The organism is Ruania zhangjianzhongii (assembly GCF_008000995.1).
GTDB lineage: Bacteria > Actinomycetota > Actinomycetes > Actinomycetales > Beutenbergiaceae > Ruania > Ruania zhangjianzhongii.
On record NZ_CP042828.1, the window covers coordinates 1,985,966 to 2,008,224 of the forward strand.

Annotated in this window: 21 protein-coding genes; 16 read left to right on the forward strand and 5 right to left on the reverse strand. The window is 68.4% G+C overall.

Annotated elements, in window-relative coordinates:
• Positions 1-35: 35 nt before the first annotated feature.
• Entirely contained in the window at positions 36-1,664 is a 1,629-nt protein-coding gene (locus tag FU260_RS09320; RefSeq protein WP_210418232.1) for an ABC transporter substrate-binding protein, read from the reverse strand.
• Positions 1,661-2,866: a dipeptidase gene (locus tag FU260_RS09325; protein WP_147916805.1), complete on the reverse strand. Its 1,206-nt coding sequence runs from the start codon at positions 2,864-2,866 to the stop codon at positions 1,661-1,663. Before FU260_RS09325 ends, FU260_RS09320 begins: the two co-directional genes overlap by 4 nt.
• 273 nt (positions 2,867-3,139) lie before the next feature.
• On the opposite strand from FU260_RS09325, the gene FU260_RS09330 reads away from it, so the two are divergent.
• Positions 3,140-4,345, forward strand: a complete 1,206-nt coding sequence (locus tag FU260_RS09330) for an MFS transporter (protein WP_147916806.1) — start codon at positions 3,140-3,142, stop codon at positions 4,343-4,345.
• 97 nt (positions 4,346-4,442) lie between these two features.
• Here the strand turns inward: FU260_RS09330 and FU260_RS09335 are convergent, their stop codons facing one another.
• On the reverse strand, positions 4,443-4,760 hold the full coding sequence (locus FU260_RS09335; protein ID WP_147916807.1) for a hypothetical protein: 318 nt from the start codon (positions 4,758-4,760) through the stop codon (positions 4,443-4,445).
• A 189-nt stretch (positions 4,761-4,949) separates the two neighbouring features.
• Between FU260_RS09335 and FU260_RS09340 the strand changes: the two genes are divergently transcribed.
• The 12 genes from FU260_RS09340 (at position 4,950) to FU260_RS09395 (ending at position 17,622) form a co-directional block, all read left to right on the forward strand.
• Positions 4,950-5,993 carry a LacI family DNA-binding transcriptional regulator gene (locus tag FU260_RS09340; protein WP_147916808.1) on the forward strand — a complete coding sequence of 348 codons (1,044 nt, stop codon included), beginning with the start codon at positions 4,950-4,952 and terminating at the stop codon, positions 5,991-5,993.
• Positions 5,990-6,940, forward strand: coding sequence for a carbohydrate ABC transporter permease (locus FU260_RS09345; protein WP_235912177.1), 951 nt, complete (start codon positions 5,990-5,992; stop codon positions 6,938-6,940). The genes FU260_RS09340 and FU260_RS09345 overlap by 4 nt, the downstream gene beginning before the upstream one ends.
• Entirely contained in the window at positions 6,940-7,773 is an 834-nt protein-coding gene (locus FU260_RS09350) for a carbohydrate ABC transporter permease (RefSeq protein ID WP_147916809.1), read from the forward strand. The genes FU260_RS09345 and FU260_RS09350 overlap by 1 nt, the downstream gene beginning before the upstream one ends.
• A gap of 30 nt (positions 7,774-7,803) precedes the next feature.
• Positions 7,804-9,087, forward strand: coding sequence for an ABC transporter substrate-binding protein (locus FU260_RS09355; RefSeq protein WP_147916810.1), 1,284 nt, complete (start codon positions 7,804-7,806; stop codon positions 9,085-9,087).
• Positions 9,088-9,242: 155 nt separating this feature from the next.
• Positions 9,243-10,406 carry an ADP-ribosylglycohydrolase family protein gene (locus tag FU260_RS09360; protein ID WP_147916811.1) on the forward strand — a complete coding sequence of 388 codons (1,164 nt, stop codon included), beginning with the start codon at positions 9,243-9,245 and terminating at the stop codon, positions 10,404-10,406.
• The gene (locus FU260_RS09365; protein ID WP_147916812.1) at positions 10,403-11,905 is read left to right on the forward strand and encodes an ADP-ribosylglycohydrolase family protein; all 1,503 of its coding nucleotides are present in this window, start codon (positions 10,403-10,405) and stop codon (positions 11,903-11,905) included. The genes FU260_RS09360 and FU260_RS09365 overlap by 4 nt, the downstream gene beginning before the upstream one ends.
• On the forward strand, positions 11,902-12,867 hold the full coding sequence (locus FU260_RS09370; RefSeq protein WP_147916813.1) for a ribokinase: 966 nt from the start codon (positions 11,902-11,904) through the stop codon (positions 12,865-12,867). The genes FU260_RS09365 and FU260_RS09370 overlap by 4 nt, the downstream gene beginning before the upstream one ends.
• Positions 12,864-14,897 (forward strand): SUMF1/EgtB/PvdO family nonheme iron enzyme, encoded by a 2,034-nt coding sequence (locus FU260_RS09375; RefSeq protein WP_147916814.1) that lies wholly within the window; start codon positions 12,864-12,866, stop codon positions 14,895-14,897. Before FU260_RS09370 ends, FU260_RS09375 begins: the two co-directional genes overlap by 4 nt.
• On the forward strand, positions 14,894-16,081 hold the full coding sequence (locus FU260_RS09380; RefSeq protein ID WP_147916815.1) for a CaiB/BaiF CoA transferase family protein: 1,188 nt from the start codon (positions 14,894-14,896) through the stop codon (positions 16,079-16,081). The genes FU260_RS09375 and FU260_RS09380 overlap by 4 nt, the downstream gene beginning before the upstream one ends.
• On the forward strand, positions 16,075-16,908 hold the full coding sequence (locus FU260_RS09385) for an HpcH/HpaI aldolase/citrate lyase family protein (protein WP_147916816.1): 834 nt from the start codon (positions 16,075-16,077) through the stop codon (positions 16,906-16,908). Before FU260_RS09380 ends, FU260_RS09385 begins: the two co-directional genes overlap by 7 nt.
• Positions 16,909-16,940: 32 nt before the next feature.
• Positions 16,941-17,210, forward strand: coding sequence for a type II toxin-antitoxin system Phd/YefM family antitoxin (locus FU260_RS09390; RefSeq protein ID WP_147916817.1), 270 nt, complete (start codon positions 16,941-16,943; stop codon positions 17,208-17,210).
• On the forward strand, positions 17,200-17,622 hold the full coding sequence (locus FU260_RS09395) for a type II toxin-antitoxin system VapC family toxin (RefSeq protein WP_147916818.1): 423 nt from the start codon (positions 17,200-17,202) through the stop codon (positions 17,620-17,622). Before FU260_RS09390 ends, FU260_RS09395 begins: the two co-directional genes overlap by 11 nt.
• Positions 17,623-17,666: 44 nt before the next feature.
• Here the strand turns inward: FU260_RS09395 and FU260_RS09400 are convergent, their stop codons facing one another.
• Positions 17,667-17,927 (reverse strand): hypothetical protein, encoded by a 261-nt coding sequence (locus FU260_RS09400; RefSeq protein WP_147916819.1) that lies wholly within the window; start codon positions 17,925-17,927, stop codon positions 17,667-17,669.
• A 27-nt stretch (positions 17,928-17,954) separates the two neighbouring features.
• Positions 17,955-19,148 carry a glycosyltransferase gene (locus FU260_RS09405; protein WP_168211715.1) on the reverse strand — a complete coding sequence of 398 codons (1,194 nt, stop codon included), beginning with the start codon at positions 19,146-19,148 and terminating at the stop codon, positions 17,955-17,957.
• A gap of 93 nt (positions 19,149-19,241) precedes the next feature.
• On the opposite strand from FU260_RS09405, the gene FU260_RS09410 reads away from it, so the two are divergent.
• From FU260_RS09410 to FU260_RS09420, 3 genes are read left to right on the forward strand one after another with little or no spacing between them, the layout of a single operon-like run.
• Positions 19,242-19,961 (forward strand): FadR/GntR family transcriptional regulator, encoded by a 720-nt coding sequence (locus FU260_RS09410; RefSeq protein ID WP_147916821.1) that lies wholly within the window; start codon positions 19,242-19,244, stop codon positions 19,959-19,961.
• Positions 19,958-20,851, forward strand: coding sequence for a dihydrodipicolinate synthase family protein (locus tag FU260_RS09415; RefSeq protein WP_147916822.1), 894 nt, complete (start codon positions 19,958-19,960; stop codon positions 20,849-20,851). Before FU260_RS09410 ends, FU260_RS09415 begins: the two co-directional genes overlap by 4 nt.
• Positions 20,848-22,251, forward strand: coding sequence for a hypothetical protein (locus tag FU260_RS09420; RefSeq protein WP_147916823.1), 1,404 nt, complete (start codon positions 20,848-20,850; stop codon positions 22,249-22,251). Before FU260_RS09415 ends, FU260_RS09420 begins: the two co-directional genes overlap by 4 nt.
• Positions 22,252-22,259 lie beyond the last annotated feature (8 nt).

The following is a 22,259-nucleotide window of genomic DNA, read 5'->3' on the forward strand; positions in this document are numbered from 1 at the left end:
CACCACCCTTCTCGTCGTTCACCAGTCCGTCGCCGTTACTGCGCTGCGGTCACTTGCGACAGGGAGTAGCCAGTGACCATTCCGAGCAGGTCGCTGGGCGAGGGCTGGAACCCGGTGAACCTGTCTGAGCGGTAGGCGAAGTGGAAGTCCTCCACGTACAGCGGGGTCAGGAGTGCCTGATCGTGCACGTAGGCATCGATCGCCTGGATGCGCTCCACGAACTGATCGTGGTCGACGGTGGTGGCGGCCACGTTGACCAGTTCGTCCAGCTCCGGGTCCTCGACCAGGTTGTAGTTGATCCCACCCGGGTTCGAGGAGAGGTAGGTGCTGCGGAGCTGGTCCATCGGGTTGTCGAACACTCCCCACTGGGACAGGTCGATCTGGTAGTCACCCTCACGGGTGCGTGCCAAGAAGGTGTTCCGCTCGATGCACGCCAACTCCAGCTGGATTCCAGCCTCCGCCGCGTCGTCACGGATGACCTCAGCCACCCGCGTCAGGTTGGCGTTGCTCTGGTCGCACACCATCTCGAAGGTGAGATCATCGAAGAACCCGTCACCGTCGGAGTCGGTGTATCCGCTGTCTTCCAGGAGGTCACGGGCTGCCTCCGGGTCGAACGGGTAGCGCTCCAGTTCCGGGTTATCGAACTCCGCGAACACCGGGGAGATCGGACCCACCATCTCCTGACCGTGCCCCTGCAGCACTGTGGCGATGATGGCCTCGGTGTCGACCACCATCGACAGTGCCTGGCGTACCTCCTGCTCGGCGAGCAACTCGTCGGTCACGTTGTAGGTGAGGTGCGCGAAACCGAGTGAGGCGACAGTCTCGATGCCAATGTTCGGGTCGGACTCCAGGCCGGACAGCGCAGAGGCGGGCGTGGGTGACGCCATCAGATCGATGTCACCGTTCTGCAGGGCCAGGATCATCGTGTTCACGTCCGGGTAGACGACGTACTCCACCGTCTCGACGGCGGCGCCGCCCTCAGGGGCGTACGGGTAGTTCTCGTTCGCGCGCATCGTGTAGCTCTGGCCTGCGTCAGCGGACTCGAGGATGTAGGCCCCGGCGCCGACCCAGTCGGAGTCGTTGGCAAACGTGGTGACGTCCTCTTCGGCGAAGATGTGCTCGGGGGCGATCGACATCCAGAAGCCGACTCCCTCGGCGAACGGTGCGTACGGTTCACTCAGCCTGAAGATCACCGTGTGGTCATCAGGAGCCTCGATGGACTCGACCCAGGTGAGCTTGGCAGCGACGTTGCCGAGCTGATGCTCCATCGTCGCCTCCGCGCTGTACACCACGTCCGCAGAAGTGACCGGCTCGCCGTCGCTCCAGACGAAATCGTCTCGGAGGGTGAAGATCACGGTGCGACCGTCGTCCTCGTATTCATAGCCACTCGCGAGCTCCGGAACCTTCTCCGCATTTTCGTCGATGCGAAGCAGGTGGGGATACATGGCATTCAAGATCCAGTTGTCCGTCTTGGACAACGACTGGAGGGGGTTGAAGTTCGCGACATCGGTGGTGGTACCGATGCGCATTGTCAGGGACTCGCCATCGCCGGCGGCCTCGTTCTCGGGGGTGCCTTCGTTGAGAGCGCACCCGGAGAGCATCAGCGCTGCTACGGCTGCGATCGCGGCGGCGCCGTTGCGCAGCCGTGAGGTTGTGTTCTTCACCAGACTTCCTTCAGTACTCGGAGGATGTTGGTGCCGACGACTTTGTGGATGTCGTCATCGGACCAGTCGTGCTTGACCAGCCAGCCGATGATGTTTGTGAAGTTCTCGGCTGGATTCTCCACACCTGCGACATAGGGGACGCGGGGGTGGCTGACGTGCCCGTGGGCACGTCCGATCGTGAGCTGACTCGAGAACGAGTCGTGCAGGCCGACGTGGTCACCGAAGTTGGTGTCCGGGCCGAAGGCCACGTGATCGATTCCGACCAGATCCACGCAGTACTGGAAATGGTCCATGACCGACTCCAGCGAGTGCTCGGGATGGTCGGGGGAGAGGGTGGTGTGCGGTGCGGCCTCGATACCGATGACCCCGCCACGGTCGGCGCAGGCTTTGATGACCTCGTCCGGCTTCATCCGGTTCGTGGGCCAGAGGCCGCGCGCGCCGGCGTGCGTGATGAAGATCGGTACCGCCGACGCATGGACGGTGTCCAGGCTGGTCCGATCAGAGGAATGCGAGATGTCGATCGCGATCCCGAGCTTGTTCATCCGCTCGACCGCACGGTGACCGAACGCGGTGAGCCCGCCGTCAACCTCCTCGGCGAGACCGGTGCCGAGCTGGTTCGCCATCGAATAGGCGATGCCCATCTGGCGCACGCCCAACCCGTACAGGACGTCCAGTCGGTCCAGTTCGTTCTCGATGGCAGTAGCGGCCTCGAGACCGGCCACGCAGGCGATCTTGCCTTCCTGCTTTGCGCGCTTCACGTCCTCGACGGTGCGGGCGAGAAAGACGAAGTCTTGTTTCGCGATGTCAGCGAAGCGCAGGCCGAGGTCGTAGAGGACGTCGTTCCATTTCCAGCCGTTCGCGCTGGTGACGGTGTTCGTCCCGTTCATGAAGTTGTCGAAGTAGGCCGACATACCGGATCTTGCTAGCCCGGCGAAGCCGAGCACGTTGCGACCGGTGCTGTTGTACTCCCGGAGCTGATGCGGGTCGGTGGTGAGCACCTTGGGGTGCTCATGCAGCGAGATGACGTGAGCGTCGGAGATGATCGAGCGCACCCGAGCCTGCTGTTCCTCGTCCAGGCCCAGGTCGTACCCCGGCACTCGGTCGAGATCGGGGGCGACGTCGAAAACGCGATAGTCGACGTGCGGCTCCAGGTAGTCGAAGGACTGATATCCCGTGTAGTTCGGGTGGGGCTCTTGCGGCATTGCTCTCCAGTGGTCGGACCTCTGACCATGCAACCTAGACGAGTTCGACGCATGACACAAGGCTGTCCGATGGTCGAGATGCGGTAGGCGCAGGGCTGTGGTGACACCGCTGTCCTGATCGAGCGGGCGGAATCACTGACCACGCAGGGCCGCCGTGGTCGGCGATGGCCCGGCCGTTTGCGGTCGACTATGGGAAGCCCTGGCGCCAGGGTCGGGTCGCGCATATCCGAACGCTGGTCGTCTGGTCCCTGCCGTCGTCAATAGGCTGACCCGATGTCACTCGGTCGCGGATTCGGCGTGCTCTGGGGCGCGAACGCCCTGTCGAACCTGTCCGACGGCCTCGCCTTCGTGTCAATGCCCCTGCTCGCGGCCTCGATGACCGACGATCCCCGCCTGGTCGCGGGACTGGCTACCCTCTACGCCCTGGTCCGCCTGCTGGTCGCGCTACCGATCGGCGTCTGGGTGGACCGGGTCAACCGCCGCACCCTGATCGTCGCCGCCAATCTGATGCGTGGTCTCGCCCTGCTGGGGCTGGCGCTGACCATCCACTTCGGCGTGTCCACGCTGGTGCTGCTGTACGCGACGATGGCGGTGGTCGGGACCCTGGAGAGCCTGGCCGACAACGCTGCGGTGGCTATCTTGCCTTCTCTGGTCGACCGCGAACGACTCGACTCCGCGAACGGGCGCATTGCGGCTGCGCAACTCGTCGCCGACGAGTTCGCCGGCCCTCCACTCGGCGGCTTCCTCTTCGCGTTGGCGGCGGCTGCGCCGGTCTTCGCGATGGGTGGGCTGTGGGCCGTTGCCGGTCTGGTCGCCCTCGCATTGCCGATCCGGCGCTCGTCCGGGTCGCCCACAGCCGCGACCACCCCTCGACCCTCGATCTACGGCGAGGCACGCGAGGGGATCGCCTGGCTGGCGCGCGACCGCATCGTAGGCAGTCTGGCGCTCATCGGAGCACTCGCCAGCGTCGGCTACATGCTGCCCTTCTCGATCCTCGTTCTGTTCGCCCAGGAGTCTCTCGGGCTCAACGGCACCGGCTACGGACTGCTGCTCGCCGTCTCTGCCCTCGGTGGACTGCTCGGCTCGTTCCTCGCGCCCCGCCTCCGCAAGCGCCTCGGCTACCGGTGGACGATCGCGGCCAGTCTGCTGCTCGGGGCGCTGACTCTCGGCGGTCTCGCCCTGACGACCCACCCGATCGTCGCCGGTGTGCTGCTGGCGCTGTACATCCTGCACGCTGTGGTCTGGAACATCTGCTCACTCTCGCTGCGGCAGCAACTCGTCCCCGATGACCTGCTCGGACGGGTCGGCGGCGCCGCGCGCGTTCTCGGGCTCGTGGGACTGGCCGCCGGCTCCGCGCTCGGCGGGCTCCTGGGCGCGATTGACCTGGCGACTCCGGTCGCCATCGGAGCGGCAGTATTCGTGGCCTGCTGCCTCGTCGCGGCGGTCACGCTGCGGGGCGAGCTGACACCCGACACCTAGGCCAGAGTCGGGACTAGCGACGCCGACGCCAAGGCGAGGTAGGTGAACGGTGCGGCATCGACGGATTGCGGCTACTACCGCTGGGCGAGCCGCGCGGTCAAGCCTGCGGCGGCCCGTCCTCCCGGTCCACCGCTCCGACGAGCTGCTGCAACTTCGCCCGTGGCACGCCGGCGTCGGTGACCAAGAGCTCGGCCAGCCCGGTGATGTAGAGCATCATGTCGTCCACTTCGCCCTCGAGCTCTTCGATCCGGCGGTGCGCCTCGGCCAGTGCAGCGTCCTGGTCGGTGGAGCGCTGCTGGTTCCTGCTCCGCATCGCATCGATCCGTCCGCGGAGGTGGCCCACGTTCGCCTGGACATCCTCGATGTCCATGTGGTTGCCGATGTCGCCTAGCAGGAGTGTGCGTCCCCAACCCATCGCTGTTTCTCCCTTTCGCTGATCGGTAGCGGTTCCACCGTCGGAGCCGTCCTCACTATCGCAGGTGCCCCTCTTGCTCGCTCCGCTGCCGAGGTGTTACGGTCCTGGAATCGATTCCACTGGAATCGTTTCCAGTACAGATGACGGTACCGCTGCGGCTGCCGTCAACGACGTTCGGGAGGTGCAGTGATGGGCAAGGTGACGCTTGCCGATGTTGCCCGCCGGGCCGGTGTCTCGCTCGCATCCACGTCGCGGGCGCTGAACGGCCAGGTGGCCAGTGCTGCCACGGTGGAGAAGGTGCACCGGGCTGCGGCCGAGCTCGGCTACATCCCGGATTCCTCCGCCCGTAGCCTGCGCACCCGCCGCACCGGCCAGCTGGCCTTCGCCGTCGCCGACATCGGCAACCCGGTGTACGTGGAGATGATGCGCGAGATCGAGTCGGTCGTTGCCGCCGAGGGCTACCGGCTGGTGGTCTCCCGCACCGGTGACGCCGACGCCACTCTGGATCTGGTCCGGGATCTGAACCGCGGCTACGTCGACGGACTCATCCTTTCCCCGCTGCGAGTGGCCCCCGCCCTGGTCGAGGCGCTCGAGCAGTCCGCCGTGCCGACCGTGGTGGTCGGCCGACTGCCCGAGGACGCCCGGGTGGATACGGTGATGGCCGACTCCGAAGGCGGTGTCGCCCTCGCCGTCGATCACCTGGTGCGTACCGGCGCCCGCCGGATCGCGTTCCTGAACGGCCCCGCGGAGACCACTCCCGGACGGGCCCGTGCGACCGGGTTCCGGGCGGCCACCGCCGATCGGCCAGAGGTGGTCACCGGGGAGTTCCACGCAGAGGACTTCACCATCGACGCCGGATATGCGGCCGCCACGCAGATGTTCAGCGCCGAGACCGCCGAGTGGGATGCCGTGATCGCGGTGAACGACCTGGTCGGTATCGGCACCCTGCACGCGGCCCACGAGAGCGGTCTCGCCGTTCCGGAGGACGTCGCCGTGGTGGGGATGGACAACACCTCGCTCGCCGATGTCTGCCACCCCGGGCTGACCAGCGTCGATCTCGGCTCGGTCGCCCGCGGGCGCAAAGCAGCTCAGCTGCTGCTCGCCCGGATGGACGACCCCGCACTGGCGGCACGCGCCGTGCGAGTACCTCCCTTCCTGCAGGAGCGTGGCTCCACGGTGAGTGCCCAGACCAGCCCACACACGAACGACCTGGCCGAACGGAGGGCACGGTGACCGCGACCGCCACCACCCACGCTGCGCCGTCGCCGGCTGCCGGCCGGAACGGCAAGACGCGTGGACCCCGGCAGCGTGCGGAGCGACGCGAGGCGATCGCCCTCGTCATCCCCGCGCTGCTGCCGATCATCGTATTCTCGGTGATCCCGCTGCTCGCCGGTGTGATGCTCGGCTTCACCGACGCCACCCTGGCGCGCAACGCCGACATCAACTTCGTCGGTGTGGACAACTTCGTCGAGCTGGCCGGCGACGCGAGGTTCTGGAGCTCGTTCGGCATCGGCATGGTCTGGGCCACGTCGGTAGCCGTGCTCACCGGGGCGTTCGCCCTTGGACTGGCTTCGCTGCTGAACTCACGGCTCCGGTTCAAGTCGCTCACCCGGATCATCGTGCTCATCCCGTGGGCGATGCCCCCGGTGGTGACCGGGATCCTCTGGCGGATGATCTACGACGTCAACTCCGGACCGCTGAACGCGGCGCTCGGCTGGTTCGGCCTCGGCCCGATCAACTTTCTCGGCGACTTCTCCACCGCTCTGCCGGCCGTGATCGTGGTCGGGATCTGGTCCGGGCTACCGCAGACCACGGTGCTGCTGCTCGCCGGGATGCAGTCCATCCCCGCGGAGCTGCACGAGGCAGCCGCGATGGACGGTGCGAACGGGTTCCGCCGGTTCTGGCACGTCACCCTGCCCGGGCTGCGGTCGGTCCTGATCGCGATCACCAGCATCGACTTCATCTGGAACTTCAACGACTTCGGGATCATCTACGTCCTCACCGAGGGCGGGCCGGGCGGCCGGACGATGACCCCGCCGCTGTTCACCTATCTGGAAGCGTTCCGCAACCGTGAGATCGGGTACGCCTCGGCGATGGGTGACGTGCTGGTGATCGCGGTGCTGCTGATCCTGTCCATCTACATCGTTGCCCAGTTCCGGCAGCAGAAGGTGGGGCGGTGATGAACAGCAGTCCTCTGGTGCGCGCGGTGCAGTACGTGCTGCTCGGCGTCTTCCTGCTCTTTCTCGGTTTCCCGGTGCTGTGGATCCTCTCCGCGTCGTTCAAGTCCTCGGCCGAGCTGAACTCGCTCTCGGCCAACCTGATCCCGCAGGAGTGGGTGTTCACGAACTTCTCCGAGGCGATGGAGCGGCAGAACCTGCTCGTCTCTGCGGGGAACTCCCTGCTGGTGGCGGTGTGCACGATGGTGATCGGGGTGGTCCTCACCCTGCCGATGGCCTACGCCCTGGCGCGGCTGCGCGGGAAGCTACGGGCGGCCGGCACGGTATGGATCCTGGCCACCCAGGTGTTCCCGCAGATCCTCATCATCATCCCGCTGTTCCTGGTGCTGCGAACCCTGGTGCTGAACGACACCCTGTTCGGTCTGATCCTCGTCTACGTCACCTTCACCCTGCCGTTCACGCTGTGGATGATGCAGGGGTACGTGGCCGCCATTCCGCGGGAGCTCGAGGACGCCGGGGCGATGGACGGGGCCGGCAGGTTCCGGGTGCTGGTGCACATCGTCTTCCCGCTGCTGCGCCCAGGGCTGATGGCCACGGCGATGTTCACGTTCGTCTCGGCGTGGAACGAGTTCTTCCTCGCCCTCGTGCTGCTGCAGAGTCCGGAGCTGTTCACGCTGCCGATCACCCTGCGCTCCTTCCTCGGTGCCGAGGGGCAGACCCAGCTGGGTCCGCTCGCTGCCGGTGCCCTGCTCGCGACCATCCCCTCGGTGATCGTGTTCTCCTTCCTCCAGAAAAAGCTCACCGGCGGGATGCTCGCCGGTGCCGTCAAGGGCTGACGCAGAAGCCGGCCCGGAAAGGTACTTGACATGAACAAGCGCGTACTCGGCGTCGTCGCCACCCTGGCGGCCGGCACCTTGGCCCTCACGGCCTGCCAGCAGGGCAGCGCCTCCGGCGGAGGCGGTGAGGACGCCGACGGTGTGGTCACCCTCCAGTTCCAGTCGCTCTCCGACCAGCCCGCCACCCAGGAGGCAGTCCAGTCCGCGGTGGACTCCTGGAACGAGGACAACCCGGAGGTGCAGGTACAGATCATCCAGGCCGGGTGGGACGGTGCCTACGACAAGCTGGTCACCCAGTTCACCGGCGGCACAGCACCGGACATCATCCACTTCGAGGCCGCCAGCATCGTGCCGTTCGCGATGGACGGCTACCTGGCCGACCTCTCCGGCGGGCTAAGCGAGGAGCGCACGTCCGACATCTCCGAGGGCGTGTGGGACTCGGTCACCGTGAACGACGAAGTGATCGCCTACCCCTCCACGATGCAGTCATACATGGTGTTCGCCAACGCCGACCTGCTCGAAGACGCCGGAGTGGAGATCCCCACCGGCGACTCGATGACCTGGGACCAGCTGGCCGAGATCGCCGAGGCCACCACCACTGAGGACACCTACGGCCTCGGGTGGGGCCTGGGCTCCCCGGCAGCCACCGTGATGACCCTCGCCCCGGGCTTCGGCGGCGACTTCTTCTCCGGCACCGGTGAGGACGTGCGGATCGACGTGTCCGACGCCGAGCTGGAGGTTCCCGAGCGGATCCACGAGATGGCCTACGACGACGAGTCCCTGGACCCGGTGAGCCTGACCCAGTCCGGTTCGGATGTGCTCGCCTCGTTCTACGGCGGCACTGTCGCGATGACCGTGCAGGGCTCCTTCCAGGCGGCGAACATGGCTACCGACGCTCCCGAGGACATGAACTGGGTGGCGCTGCCGCCGCTGGCCGGCTCCGAGGGCCCGTTGCAGGCCGCGAACCCGCAGACCTACTCGGTGAACGTGGACTCGCCGAACGTCGATGAGGCGATCGCGTTCCTGGACTACTTTGCCTCCCCGGAGACGATCGCGGCGATCGCGCAGGCGGATGCCCTGATCCCGGCCTCCGAGTCGGCTCAGGAGATCGTTGCCACCGAGACCGGCGGGGAGAACGGCTGGGACCAGATCCTGGCCAGCGCCGCCGGCTTCGAGGGGGCCCCGTTCCTGCAGGCGGACGGGTACGCGGAGTGGAAGGACACCGTGCTCAACTCGGCGCTGCAGCAGTACCTGGGTGATCAGATCAGCTCCGAGGAGCTCGCGCAGCAGCTCACTGACGGCTGGCAGAACTGACCCACCCCCGCCGGGAGGTACCCCCTTCGCTTTGCCGCATTCGGTCGCCTGCCGATGGGCCTGGGCGACAGAACGCGGCAAAACGAAGACAGGGCGACAGAACGCGGCAGAACGAGGTCGCGCGAGACGAGCATCAACAAGTGGAGGAACACAACGTGAGTTGGCTTCAGGACCGGGTGGCGGGTGTGCTCGCCGGCGCCGCTGTGGGAGATGCGCTCGGCGGCGCGACCGAGGGGTGGACCCCGGAGCAGATCGAGGAGCGGCATGGTGGCCGGGTCACCGGGGTCGTCGGCCCGTTCCTGCCCGACTGGCGTACTGCCCGCCCGATCGCCCCGTATCACAAGGGCGACGGACACGTCACCGATGACACCTTGATGACGCACGCGCTGGTGGAGGTGTATGGCACCAGGCGCAGCCATCTCACCGCCCACCACATGGCCAGCGACTTGGTGCCCTTGATGATCGGCGAACGCCGTTGGGTACCCGAGCTCGAGGACGAGGCACTCATCCTGCAGCGGGTGTTTCTCGCGGAGAAGTGGCTGGTGGCCAAGCTGCACTACGGCCACGCCGACCCGCGCGAGTCTGGCGTGGGCAACATCGTCAACTGCGGCGCGACGATGTACATGGCTCCGGTCGGCCTGGTGAACCTGGGTGACCCGGCAGCGGCCTACGCCGAGGCGATCGACCTGGCCGGAGCGCACCAGTCCTCCTACGGGCGCGAGGCTGCCGGCGTGTTCGCCGCTGCGGTGGCCGCTGCCTGTGCGCCCGGAGCGAGCGTGGCCGATGTGCTCACCGCCAGCCGAGCCCTGGCCAAGGACGGCACCGCCGCCGCGATCGAGGCGGTCCTGACCGCCGCCGAACAGTTCCGCGCCGCCGGTGGGTCCGACGATCCGCGCGAGCTGAACCGGATGCTCCGCGCGGCGGTAGCTCCCTATGACACCGTCGGGGAGACCTACCGGGCTCCGGCGATGGACGCCCGCCTGCCGTCCCGGACCAAGTCGATCGAGGAGCTGCCGGTGGCCCTGGGTCTGGTGGCGGCCCACGAGGGCGACCTGCGCGCCGCCGTGCTCGATGCGGTGAATTACGGCCGGGACTCGGACTCGATCGCCACGATGGCCGGCGCTATCTGCGGCGGCCTCGCCGGTCAGGCCGCCGTGCCTGCTGAGTGGCTCACCGAGGTGACCCACGCGAGCAAGCTGGACCTGGACGCCGTCGTGGCATCGATGACCGAGACGGTGCGGGTCGTGGCTGCCGACGATGCCCGCCGAGCTCAGGAGCGGGCCGGCCTGCTCGAGGCGGTGCTGGGGGCGACGGCGTGAGACTCACCTGGGCTCAGCCGGAGGACCTGGTGGCGCACGAGCTGGTGGCGCTGCGAGAGCAGGGTGCCGACGAATCGGCGCTCGCCGCGGCTGCAGACCGGTGGCAGGCGGGTGGCGGGTCGGTGCTCCCCGAGCGTGCCGGTGCCAGCGCGAACCCGGCGTCCCCGCAGCTGCGCGCCCTCGCTCGCGAGGTGCTCGCCGAGCTTGCCGCGCTGCAGCCGGTCAGTGCTGGCGAACCCGATGAGTGGAGCGCCATCGCGGCACTCCTCCCAGCCAAGAGCAGGCCGGCGACGGCGGAGCTCACCGGGGCGGCATCGCCGCACCTGGCGGAGATTGGCCGGGTGCGAGGTGCCTGGTGGGGTCGGTCCGTGGGCTGCCTGCTCGGCAAACCGGTGGAGAAGATCCCGCGGGAGGGGATCGAGGAGATCGCCCGCGCGACCGGAACCTGGCCGATCACCGGTTACTTCACCGCTGTCGGCCTGCCCGAGGAGACGGTGGCCCGGTGGCCGTGGAACCGCCGCTCCGCGCCGACCTCGCTGCGCGAGAACATCAACGGGATGCCCGAGGACGACGACCTCAACTTCCCACTGCTTGCCCTGGACCTGCTGGAGGTGCACGGCGCAGACCTGACCACGGCGGACGTTGCGCAGTCCTGGCTGGCGAACCTGCCCGCCGGCCGCGTGTTCACCGCGGAGCGGGCCGCGTACCGGAACCTGCTCGAGGCCCGCCCGGTGCCGGAGACCGCCACGCACCAGAACCCGTTCCGAGAGTGGATCGGTGCCCTGATCCGCACCGACGTCTACGGCTGGGCCCACCCGGGCAACCCGATCGCCGCGGCCGAGCTCGCCTGGCGAGACGCCCGGCTCAGTCACACCCGCAACGGCCTGTACGGGGCGATGTGGGCAGCCGCCCTGTGCTCGTCGGCGCTGGTGGCCAGATCGGTGGACGAGGTGCTGGACGCGGGGGAGTCGGTACTGCCCCCGGACTCTCGGCTGGCCGCCGCAGTCCAGGATGGCCGCCGGATCGGGCTCGCGCTGCGCGCCGGCTCGGTCACGGAGGCCGAGGCGCTGGACCACCTGCATGCGGGCTACGGCCACCTGCACTGGGTGCACACCCTCAACAACGCGGCGCTGATCGCTTGCGCGCTCGCCGCCGCCGGCCAGCCGCCCGCCCCCGCGGGCCAGCCGCCCACCCCCGCGGGTGACCTTTCCGTCGCGAGAACGCGATCTGGCGACGAGAATGTCACCCACCGGGAGGCGCCGCCGGTGGACTTCGGCCGTGGCATCCGGCTGGCGGTGGCCGCGGGCTGGGATACCGACTCGGCCGGCGCCACTGTCGGTTCCGTGCTCGGCGCCCTGGTCGGCCAGGACGGGATCGACCCGGCCTGGACCGCCCCGCTGCACGACCGGCTCGCCACGTCGCTACCGGGCGCCCCGGAACGTTCGCTGACCGAGCTCGCCGACCGCACCCGCGCCCTACCGGGGAGGATGGGCAGATGAACGTCGTAGTGGTCGGCAGCGTGAACACCGATGTGGTGGCCCGGGTGGCCCGCATCCCCAGCCCGGGGGAGACACTCCTCGGCTCGGACCTGGCCCGCTACGGCGGGGGTAAGGGGGCGAACCAGGCAGTTGCCGCGGCTCGGGCCGGCGGGGCGGATGTCGCGTTCGTCGGTGCCGTCGGCGAGGACCCCGACGCCGACGCCCGCCGCACCGCGCTGGAGGCCGACGGGATCGACACCACCGGACTGGTCACCGTGCCCGGTCCGACCGGCACCGCGCTGATCACCGTGGCCGATGATGGGGAGAACGCCATCGTGGTGGCCGCCGGCGCGAATGGCGCCCGTGAGCAGCTCTCCGCCGGTCAGCTCGAGGTCCTCGCCCGCGCCGAGGTGGTGATCACGCAGCTCGAGGTACCGATCCCGCTGGTACTGCAGGCCGGCCGGCGCCGCCCGAAGGGCAGCCTGTTCCTGCTGAACGCCGCCCCGTCCACGGCGATGACCGACCCGGCCACCGCCGCGGACCTGCTCGCCGTGACCGACGTGCTGGTGGTGAACGAGCACGAGCTCGCCGATATCGCCGGAGGCATCGGCACCGAGGCTGCGATCACTCAGGTCACCGGGCAGGTGCGGGTACTGATCGTCACCCTCGGTTCCGCCGGCGCCCTGGTCGCGGTCGGCACCGAGCGCCGCGAGGTGGCCGCGTTCGGTGTCACCGCGGTGGACACCACCGGCGCCGGGGACACCTTCTGCGGCGTGCTCGCCGCCCGGTTGGCTGGGGTCGCAGAGTCTGGCGCCGATCCCGATATCGACGTCATCGCCGAGGCTGCCCGGGTCGCCTCGGCAGCCGCCGCACTCGCGGTCGGCACCGCCGGTGCCCAGGAATCGGTCCCCACCGCAGCGGCTGTCGCCGCACAGCTTGCCCGTACCCCGCACGCCACGTCCGCAGGAGAGAACACAGCATGAGTGGTGGTTTCGACCCGCTCGTCCCCCGACCGATCGACCTGCCCACCGAGGTTCCGCTCGATGCGGACCTGACCGCCGGTGAGCTGGCGGAGACCTTCGACGAGGCGAAGATCTTCGCCGCACCCGGCAGCCTCGCCGATCCACCCGATGCGGCTACCCTGGACCAGTGGCGCAGCCAGCTGCGCTCCTGGCGGGCCGGTGCACACCGGCGTTACGGATCGCCGTCGCGCTATGACCGCCCCGAGGCGCAGTGGACCGCCCAATGCTTCACCGTGGCGCAGGTCTGGCTCTGGGACGAGTTGTTCTTCGACTTCGAGGCCCAGTGCTTCACCCCGCAACGGTTCCTCGCCGACGCTCAAGCGCGGTTCGGCGGTCTGGACGGGATCGTGCTCTGGCACGCCTATCCGATCATCGGCATCGATGACCGCAACCAGTGGGACTTCTACGACGTGCCCGGTCTGGCCGAGGCAGCCGCCACGCTCCATGCGGCTGGGGTGGCCGTCTTCGTGGACTACAACCCGTGGGACACCGGCACCCGCCGCGCCCAGGGCACCGACGCCGAGGAGCTCTCCGCGGTGGTGCGCCACCTGGACGCCGACGGGGTCTTCCTGGACACGATGAAGAAGGCTGACCCGGAGTTCGTCGCCGCCCTCGAGGCTGCGCGCCCGGGAATCGGCCTGGAAGGGGAGTCCAAGCTCGTCACCGAGCGGATCGGCGACCACGCCCTGTCCTGGGCGCAGTGGTTCGCCGACTCGGAGATCCCCGGAGTCCTGCGCGCGCGCTGGTTCGAACGCCGGCACATGCAGCACCACATCCGCCGCTGGAACCGGGACCACGGCGCCGAGTTGCGCTCCGCCTGGCTGAACGGCGTCGGGATGATGGTCTGGGAGGTCGTCTTCGGCGTGTGGGTCGGCTGGAACTCCCGTGACGCGGCCACCTTGCGCCGGATGCTGCCGGTGCAGCGCACCATGCACTCCTGGCTCACCTCCGGGGAATGGACTCCGCTGGCGGTGTGCGCGCCACCGGTGTTCGCCTCGGCGTTCGAGCTCGACGGCGTCACGCTGGTCACGCTGGTGAACACCAGCGGCGAGGACGTCACCTATCGCACGGCCGGCTCGGGCTCCTGGCTCGCCCTGCATGAGGGCGACGGCGTTGCCCACCCGGGAGCGGTCACCCTCACCGTGCCCGCTGGGGGCGTGGCCGCCGTCGTGCAGATCGCCGACGGCGTGACCTGCCCGGCTGAGGTCACTCACCTGGCCAAGGTGCTCGCCGGTGAGCCGGCAGTGCTCGATGCGTCCTTCCCGCACCGCCGGGCGCGGCGGCTGAGCCCGCCGCTCTGGTCCGGTCAGCAGGCCGACCCGGAGATCGTGGCGGGGTTGCATACCGGCGCCGTCGCAGTGCCCGCGGGAGAGCAGGTGCTCACCGTGCGGCACCGCCAGCGCGAGACCGGAATGTACGACGGCGCTCCGTACGTCGAGGAGTGGAAGCCGCTCCCGCCGCGGCTGCACGACCAGCGCACGCTGGAGCGCGCGGTGACGATCGGCGCCGGGGTGCACGTCGGTGCCCGCGAGGTCTCCGCGGCCGACTACGCACGGTTCCTGGCCGACCTGGGCGAGACCGGCGATGGTGACGGTTCGAACGGTAGCGAGGTTGCGCCGTCGACGGCCTCGGACACCGCACCGGCCACCGGGGTGACGTTCGCCCGGGCGCGGCAGTTCGCCGCCTGGGCCAGCGGCCGGCTACCGACCGAGGACGAGTGGCAGCTCGCCGCCGCGCAGGACGGCTTCGAGCGCCGCACGCCCGCGGTGTGGAACTGGACCGAGTCGGAGTTTTCTGACGGCCGGACCCGGTTCGTGATGCTCAAGGGCGGCGCCGAGCACCGCAGCGAGGGTTCGGACTGGTACGTCGACGGGGGAGTGCAGGAACCGGAGTTCGCGCTGAAGTTCCTGCTCCCCGGGCTTGGCGTGGACGCGTCGCCCTCGATCGGGTTCCGCGTCTGCTGGGATCTCGCGGAGGAGGACGCGCAGTGACCGCGCCGCTGGAGGACCTGTTCGTGGTGGACGCCTCCACCTTGTTCGCCGGACCGATGGCCGCGATGCACCTGGGCGATATGGGCGCCCGGGTGGTGAAGGTGGAGCACCCACGCCGTCCGGATCCCTCCCGGGGGCACGGGCCGGCGAAGGACGGCGAGAACCTGTGGTGGAAGACCCTCGGGCGGAACAAGCAGACCGTGACGCTCGACCTGCACACCGAGAGTGGACAGGACGCGTTCTGCCGGCTCGCCGAGCGGGCCGATGTGGTGATCGAGAACTTCCGGCCGGGCACCCTGGAACGCTGGGGACTTGGCTACGACCGGCTCGCCGCAGTGAACCCGCAGCTGGTGCTGGCTCGGGTGACCGGCTTCGGGCAGAAGGGCCCGTACCGGTCCCGGCCCGGCTTCGGCACCCTGGCCGAGGCGATGAGCGGGTTCGCCGCGATGACCGGAGAAGCCGGCGGGCCGCCGACGCTGCCGCCGTTCGGCCTGGCGGACGGGATCGCGTCCCTGACCACCGCGTACGCGGTGATGACGGCGCTGCATGCGCGCTGGCGAACCGGTCGCGGCCGGGAGCTGGACGTGGCGATCATCGAGCCGATCCTGGCGATGCTCGGTCCGCAGATCACCCGCTGGGACCAGCTCGGCGCCGTGCAGCCGCGGACCGGGAACCGCTCGGCGAACAATGCACCGCGGAACGCGTACCTGACCGCGGACGCGAAGTGGGTAGCGGTGAGTACGTCCGCGCAGTCGATCGCCGAGCGGGTGATGGAGCTGGTCGGCCGGCCGGAGTTCGTGGCCGAGGACTGGTTCTCTTCGGGGGCCGGGCGCGCCCAGCATGCCGATGAGCTGGACGACGCCGTGGGTGGGTGGATCGCGCAGCGCTCCCGGGATGAGGTGGTGGCCGAGTTCGAGCGCGTGCACGCCGCGGTGGCGCCGATCTACGACGCCGGGGACATCGTGGCCGACCCGCAGTTCCAGGCACTGGGGACGGTGCACCGGATCGAGGACCCGGTGCTGGGGGAGATGGCCATGCAGGGGCCACTGTTCCGGATGTCCGAGGGCGAGCCGCGGATCGAGTGGACCGGGCGGGCTCCCGGAGCGGACACCGACGCGGTGCTGGCCGAGCTGGGCTTCTCGGCCGCGGAGATCGCTGCGATGCGGGAGACGGGCGCATGCTGAGCTCGTTGTACGTGCCCGGCGACCGGCCGGACCGGGTGGCCAAGGCGCTCGCTTCCGGCGCGGACTGTGTGATCGTCGACCTGGAGGACGCGGTGGCCGCGTCGCAGAAGGAGGCGGCGCGGGACTCCTTGGCTGAGGCGCTCGGCGACGCTGCCGATGCTGGCGGTGTTCACGGAAGCGGCCCAGCGGTGCAGGTGCGGGTGAACGCGCGCGGTTCGGCGTGGCACGAGGCGGACCTCGCCGCAGTGGCTCTTCTGGATGAGGCGGTCGGCGTACGGGTGCCGAAGGTTTCCGGTGCGGACGATGTGGCGGCGGTCCAGGCGGCGTTGCCCGGCCGCGAGGTGCACGCCTTGATCGAGACGGCGCTGGGCGTGGAGCACGCCTTCGAGATCGCGTCCGCCGGGGTCGCCTCCGTGGCGCTCGGCGAGGCCGACCTGCGGGCGGACCTGGGCCTGGCGGCGGGGGAGGAGGGTGAGCCGGGCCTGGCCTGGGTGCGCTCACGCCTGGTGGTGGCGGCTGCGGCCGCGAGCCTACCGGCGCCCCAGATGAGCGTCTACGCGGATGTGCGCGACCTCGAGGGGCTCGCGCACAGCTGCCAGCGCGGGCGCGCACTGGGGTTGGTGGGCCGTACTGCGATCCACCCGGCCCAGCTGCCGGTGATCCGGGACGCGTTCGCGCCCACTGACGCCGAGATCAGACGCGCCCGCGAGATCATCGACCGGGTCGGCGCCGCGGAGGCGGACGGCTCCGGGACCGTGGTCCTCGAGGACGGCACGTTCCTGGATGTGGCGATGGTGCGGGCCGCGCGGCGGATGCTGAGCATATAGCACGCCGTGCTACCGAGTGCTATTCTGAGTGAATGAGCACCGGTCCTGAGATCAGCCAACGTGACCTCCGGATGCGGTCGAAGGAGATCATGGACGCCGTGGAGCGTGGCCAGACGTACACGGTCACTCGGGACGGGCGTGGCATTGGTGAGTTGATCCCCATCCGTGAACCTCGGCGATTCGTCTCCCGGGAGGCGTTCGCTCGCAGTTCGAGCCGTGCGCCAAAGGTAGACCTCGAGGCGTTCCGCCGGGACCTCGACGCCGCTGCCGACCCGATGTTTGACGATCCATATGCGCGCTGACGAGACCAGGGGTTTGCTCGACACCAACATCCTGATCCTCTGGCGGTTGGTCGATCCGGAAGCGCTACCGGCGGAGATGGCGATCAGCGCGGTGACACTCGCCGAGCTGTCCGCGGGTGTCCACCTGGTCAGCGGTGCCGCCGTTGCCGAACGGGCGAAGCGGCTCGAGGTCCTTCAGCGAGTGGAGCACGAGTTCGATCCGATCCCGTTCGGGGCGGAGGCCGCGCGCGCGTTCGGGGGCTTGACCGCGGCCGTCCAGGAGATCGGTCGCACACCGCGTCGACGCACCGCCGATCTGATGATTGCGGCTGTCGCGGCAGCCGAGGGACTGCCGCTCTACACCGCAAATCCACAAGATTTTCGCGGCCTGGGAGAGTTCGTCGACGTCATCGAAGTCCCAAGGCCAGTGTGAGCGCCGAACTAGGCTCGGCTGGCGACTCGGTCACGCACATGACCTCACGCGTGTGCTCCCGCGGCATCGCCGATGAGCACCCACCCTGGTGAGTACTCGGCCACCTCATAGGTGTCGTTGCGCTCAGCCAGGGCGTGCGGGCCGTAGATGGCCGAGCCGTCGGCGAGGTAGAGCCCGGGAGTGATCGCCCACAGCGCCGCGACTGCCGGGTGCGGTGCCTCTGCCAACTGTCCAACGTGCTCGGCTAGCTCGGCAGTGGCCTCCTGGTCTGGGAGGACCCTGTTGCCCTCGTTCGGTTCGCTCACCACTGCACCGGGGGTAGCGGTCGCCCCCTACCGGACACTGGCGTACACCTGGACCGTTGGCCCCACGTGCACGGCCGCCGAGTCCCGCGCCGCCAGCATCGCCTTGCTCGCCAGGGCGACCAACTCCGGCTCGCGCTGCAGTCGCCCCAGTACAGCCGCGAGGCCCGCCGCATCGGGTGACAGCGCTGCGAAGCCGCCGCCGGTAGGCACCGCCTCGGCCAGGTCCGGGTCCGCATAGAGCACCGGCAGCCCGGAGGCGATCGCCTCGAGGAACACCATCGGTTGGTTGTCGAAGTCCACCGAGGAGCTCACCAGCACATGGCTGTGCTGCATCTCGGCCAGTACCTCCTCCTGCGGCACCGAACCGCCCAACCGTACCGGCGCACCCTCTGCCGCCCGCGCAGTCGCCCGCCGGGCCATGCCATCGCCGAATATCGTCCCCTGCACCGCGCCGCCCACCTGGCGCACAGCGTTGACGAAGACCTCGGGCTGCTTCTCCGGCGACAACCGGCCCACCCACAACGCGCGCAGTGGTGCACCTGGCACCAACTCCCGCACCGAAGGCTCACCGACCACCTCCAGCACGGTCGGCTCTACCCCGTTGGAGATCACAGTCGTTGGCGTTGTCACCCCCACCTCGGCCAGTTTCTGCGCGAAGTGCGCCGACGGCACCACCACATGGTCACTAGCCTGAGCCTGCGCCACCATCAGTCGCCACATCCGCCGCGCCACCCGCGTCGCGGTGTACGGCGACTCCGCGTCCACGTGCACCCCCGAGTGCGGTACCTGCCGGTGGTGCAACCAAGCCAGCAGGGGAGTGGTCAGGGCAGGCAGCGGGAGCACCGAAGCGGTGAACACATCGATCCGGCCATGCATGGTGTGCACCACGGGCAGGCCCACCTCGCGCGACACCCGAATCCCGGAGAGCGCCGCGAACATCTCCGAATGGGTGTGCACCACCTCCACCCCACGGGCTGCGAACTCCGCACGCAGAATCTCCCGCACGCGCCGCGGCGGCCAGGCGAACGGATACCCATCGGGCCGGAACCCAGCAGAGATCGGTAGCGTCACGACGGCCGGGTCCGCACTCGGCTCGTCCGCCGGGCAGAAGACGGTCACCTCGTGCCCGGCCAGTTCCAGCCCCGCCCGCAGCGCCTTCACCGCGGTCTGCACCCCGCCCAGCGTCGGCAGGTAGTAGTCGGTCACCAGGGCGATGTGCACCCGCCGATCGTAAGGGACCAGATCGCACAGGACGCGTTGCGGTACCGATGCGATCTGTTGACAGATATCTGATATCTGGTATTTACTCTGGGCATGACACACGAGGAGGTGAGCCTGGGCAGGCTTCCGCTTTCACATCAGGCTCAACGTCGAATCAGGCAGTACATCGTCGATCGAGAGTTGCGTCCCGGCGACGTGTTGCCCAATGAGGGTGAGTTCTGCCAGATGCTCGACATGAGCAAGTCGTCGGTGCGGGAGGGGATCCGGCGACTCGAGATGCTCGGCATCGTGGACGTGCGCAGGGGTCGCGGCCTCTACGTCGGTGCCTTCAACTTGAAGCCCGTTATTGACGCGTTGCCCTACCAGCTCACCGTGGACGAAACACCGCTCCACGAGATTCTGCAGGTCCGCGCTGCGATCGAAGAGGGGCTGATCATTCAGGCGAGCAGGCAGCTCAGCGAGCGTCACCTGGCCGACCTTGACGATCTCGTGGCACAGATGCGTGAGCAGTCCCAGGCAGGTGAGGTGCCACCGGAGGTTGACCACGCCTTCCATCTTGCTCTCTTCGCGCCGTTGGAGAACCAGATGCTGAACAAGCTCATCGAGACGTTCTGGGAGGTCTACGCACGTTTCGCGGCCACTGCCACAGCACCGATCAACCATCACGCCGTCGAGGACCATCACGAGATCGTCAGTGCGATCCGCAGCGGTGACGATCAGCGGATGACTCGGGCGGTGGCAGTGCACTTCGCGCCGATCCAGAGCACCGTCGAGTCCGTTCCCACCCCTTCTCCCGAGGAGCGGCGAGCATGAATCTGGCCGGAATTCACCCAGCGTTGATCGCCACGTACGATGATAAGGGTGCCCTCAGCATGGAGCGGCAAGCGGCGCTGATCGACCACGTGCTCGGCCAGGGTGTCGACGGGGTATTTGTATCCGGCTCGACAGGCGAGGCATACCTGCAGAGCGTGAGTGAGCGGCAGGAGACGATCTCGGCTGCGATCGAGCAGGTAGCGGGGCGCGGTCCGGTGATCGCCCACACCGGCAGCCTCGATACCCGCACCACGCTCGCCCTGACCGAGTACGCCGTTGCGGCGGGTGCCGATGCGGTCAGTGCGGTCACACCGGTCTACTACCACTATGAAGAGGCACAGTTCGAGGCCTACTTTCGGGAGGTATCCGCGGCCGCAGGCCAGACACCTCTGATCGCGTATCACATTCCTGGACGAAGCCACGTTCAGCTCTCACCCGACTTCTTCCTCCGGTTAGCCGATGACGGCGTACTGCAAGGTTTGAAGTACACGGCAACGGATCTGTATCCGCTCGCCGAGGTGGTGCGGCGTGCCCCGCAGGACTTTCTCGTCTACAACGGTTCCGACGAGGTGCTCCTCGGTGGCCTGGCGCTCGGTGCGCATGGCGGCATCGGCTCCACCTACAACGCGATCGGCCGCGTCTACCGGCGCATCTTCGACCTAGCCGCAGCTGAGGATCTCACCGCCGCCCGTCACCACCAGACGATCGCGAACCGATTTATCAGCGAGATGAACAACTACGACTTCCTCGTCTTTCTCCGGCAGGTACTGCGCCACGACGGTGTGGAAACTGGCCACGGACGAGCCCCGCTCCCGACAGTCACTGATGCTCAGCAGCGCGTGATCGATGACGTGCTGTCCACGTTTTCCGCCAAGGAGTCCCACCGGTGAGTTCTACCCACGATGCCGCCCAGCCGTTCCAGGTCTCGGGCGTCGTTCCTTCCCTTGCCCAGATCGGTGATTTCGGGCCGCCGCGCACAGAGATCGGCGTTGGTGCGCTGATGCCGTGGAACGGCGTGCTGTACGTGCAGAACTACAACTCGCACAAGGCCCGTAGTGGCTCTGGCGTCAGTCTGCGGCGGATCAGCGCAGACATGACGATGGAGGTGGTGCCAGAGACCCTCGGGGTGGATGGCACCTATACCAACCGCTTCGTGCACTACCCGACGGGCCGGCTGGTGATTGGTCCGCAGGTGATCGAAGAGGACCACACCATCCACGTGGTGCCCGAGTTGCAGGAGCACCGTCTCTGCGGCACCACCCACCACCTCCAGCACCCGGACACCCACGTCTATGTGCTGACGATGGAGGGATTGGTCTTCGAGCTCAACATGCTCACGCTGGAGACCGCGCAGGTCTGGGACCTGAACGAGGAGCTGAACACCGAGGGGGAGTGGAAGGTCCACTACAAGGACTGCTACACCGCCTACGGCCGATTCATCGTCTGCTCCAACGAGTACGGAGAGGCGGAGTGGGCCGGGGAGCGCAGTCGCGGCCGGCTGGCCGAGTTCGACGGCGAGACCTGGCGGATCCTGGCACGCAAGCCCTACACCGCCATCGCCGGACGTGGTGAGTTTGCCGGTACGATCTTCGCCTCGGGCTGGGACCGGGCCTCCGCGATCCTTGAGGTCTACACCGAGGCTGATGACAAGTGGACCCGCTACCGCCTCCCCAAGGCCTCACACACCTTCGACCACAAGTGGCAGACCGAGTGGCCGCGGATCCGCGAGGTCGAGCACGAGCGGCTGCTGCTGGACCACCACGGGATGTACTACGAGCTGTCTCCGTGGGCGTACGGCGGCCGGATCTGGGGCGTGCGCCCCATCTCCACCCACCTCTGGGTGCTCGGTGACTTCTGCTCCTGGCGCGGCATGCTCGTGATGGGCGCGGACAACGCCTCACCAAGCACCGGGCACAACGCCACTACTGCCGAGCCCCAGTCCGGTCTGTGGTTCGGCAAGACCGACGACCTGTGGTCCTACGGCAAGGCCGCGGGCTGGGGTGGTCCATGGTGGGAGGACGAAGTCGCCGCGGACGCTCCTTCCGATCCCTACCTGATGACCGGGTTCGACCAGAAGGTGCTCCACCTGCAGAACCACGGCAGCACCGAGGCCTGCGTCACCGTGGAGGTCGACCCCCGCGGTGACGGCAGCTTCGGCGTCCACCACGTCCTCACCGTCGCGCCGGGAGAGTTGAGCTCCTACGTCTTCCCGGCAGGGTTCTCCGCCCACTGGCTACGGCTGGTCAGCGATCGGGACGCCGTCCTGACCGCCCAGCTCTTCTACACGTGAGCCGGCCT

Bases quoted from the DNA above. Each gene is read 5' to 3' on its own strand.
- FU260_RS09395 (WP_147916818.1), top strand. From the start codon at position 17,200: ATGCGCGCTGACGAGACCAGGGGTTTGCTCGACACCAACATCCTGATC.
- FU260_RS09415 (WP_147916822.1), top strand. From the start codon at position 19,958: ATGAATCTGGCCGGAATTCACCCAGCGTTGATCGCCACGTACGATGAT.
- FU260_RS09385 (WP_147916816.1), top strand. From the start codon at position 16,075: ATGCTGAGCTCGTTGTACGTGCCCGGCGACCGGCCGGACCGGGTGGCC.
- FU260_RS09390 (WP_147916817.1), top strand. From the start codon at position 16,941: ATGAGCACCGGTCCTGAGATCAGCCAACGTGACCTCCGGATGCGGTCG.
- FU260_RS09370 (WP_147916813.1), top strand. From the start codon at position 11,902: ATGAACGTCGTAGTGGTCGGCAGCGTGAACACCGATGTGGTGGCCCGG.
- FU260_RS09335 (WP_147916807.1), bottom strand. From the start codon at position 4,760: ATGGGTTGGGGACGCACACTCCTGCTAGGCGACATCGGCAACCACATG.
- FU260_RS09355 (WP_147916810.1), top strand. From the start codon at position 7,804: ATGAACAAGCGCGTACTCGGCGTCGTCGCCACCCTGGCGGCCGGCACC.
- FU260_RS09340 (WP_147916808.1), top strand. From the start codon at position 4,950: ATGGGCAAGGTGACGCTTGCCGATGTTGCCCGCCGGGCCGGTGTCTCG.
- FU260_RS09375 (WP_147916814.1), top strand. From the start codon at position 12,864: ATGAGTGGTGGTTTCGACCCGCTCGTCCCCCGACCGATCGACCTGCCC.
- FU260_RS09325 (WP_147916805.1), bottom strand. From the start codon at position 2,866: ATGCCGCAAGAGCCCCACCCGAACTACACGGGATATCAGTCCTTCGAC.
- FU260_RS09410 (WP_147916821.1), top strand. From the start codon at position 19,242: ATGACACACGAGGAGGTGAGCCTGGGCAGGCTTCCGCTTTCACATCAG.
- FU260_RS09330 (WP_147916806.1), top strand. From the start codon at position 3,140: ATGTCACTCGGTCGCGGATTCGGCGTGCTCTGGGGCGCGAACGCCCTG.
- FU260_RS09350 (WP_147916809.1), top strand. From the start codon at position 6,940: ATGAACAGCAGTCCTCTGGTGCGCGCGGTGCAGTACGTGCTGCTCGGC.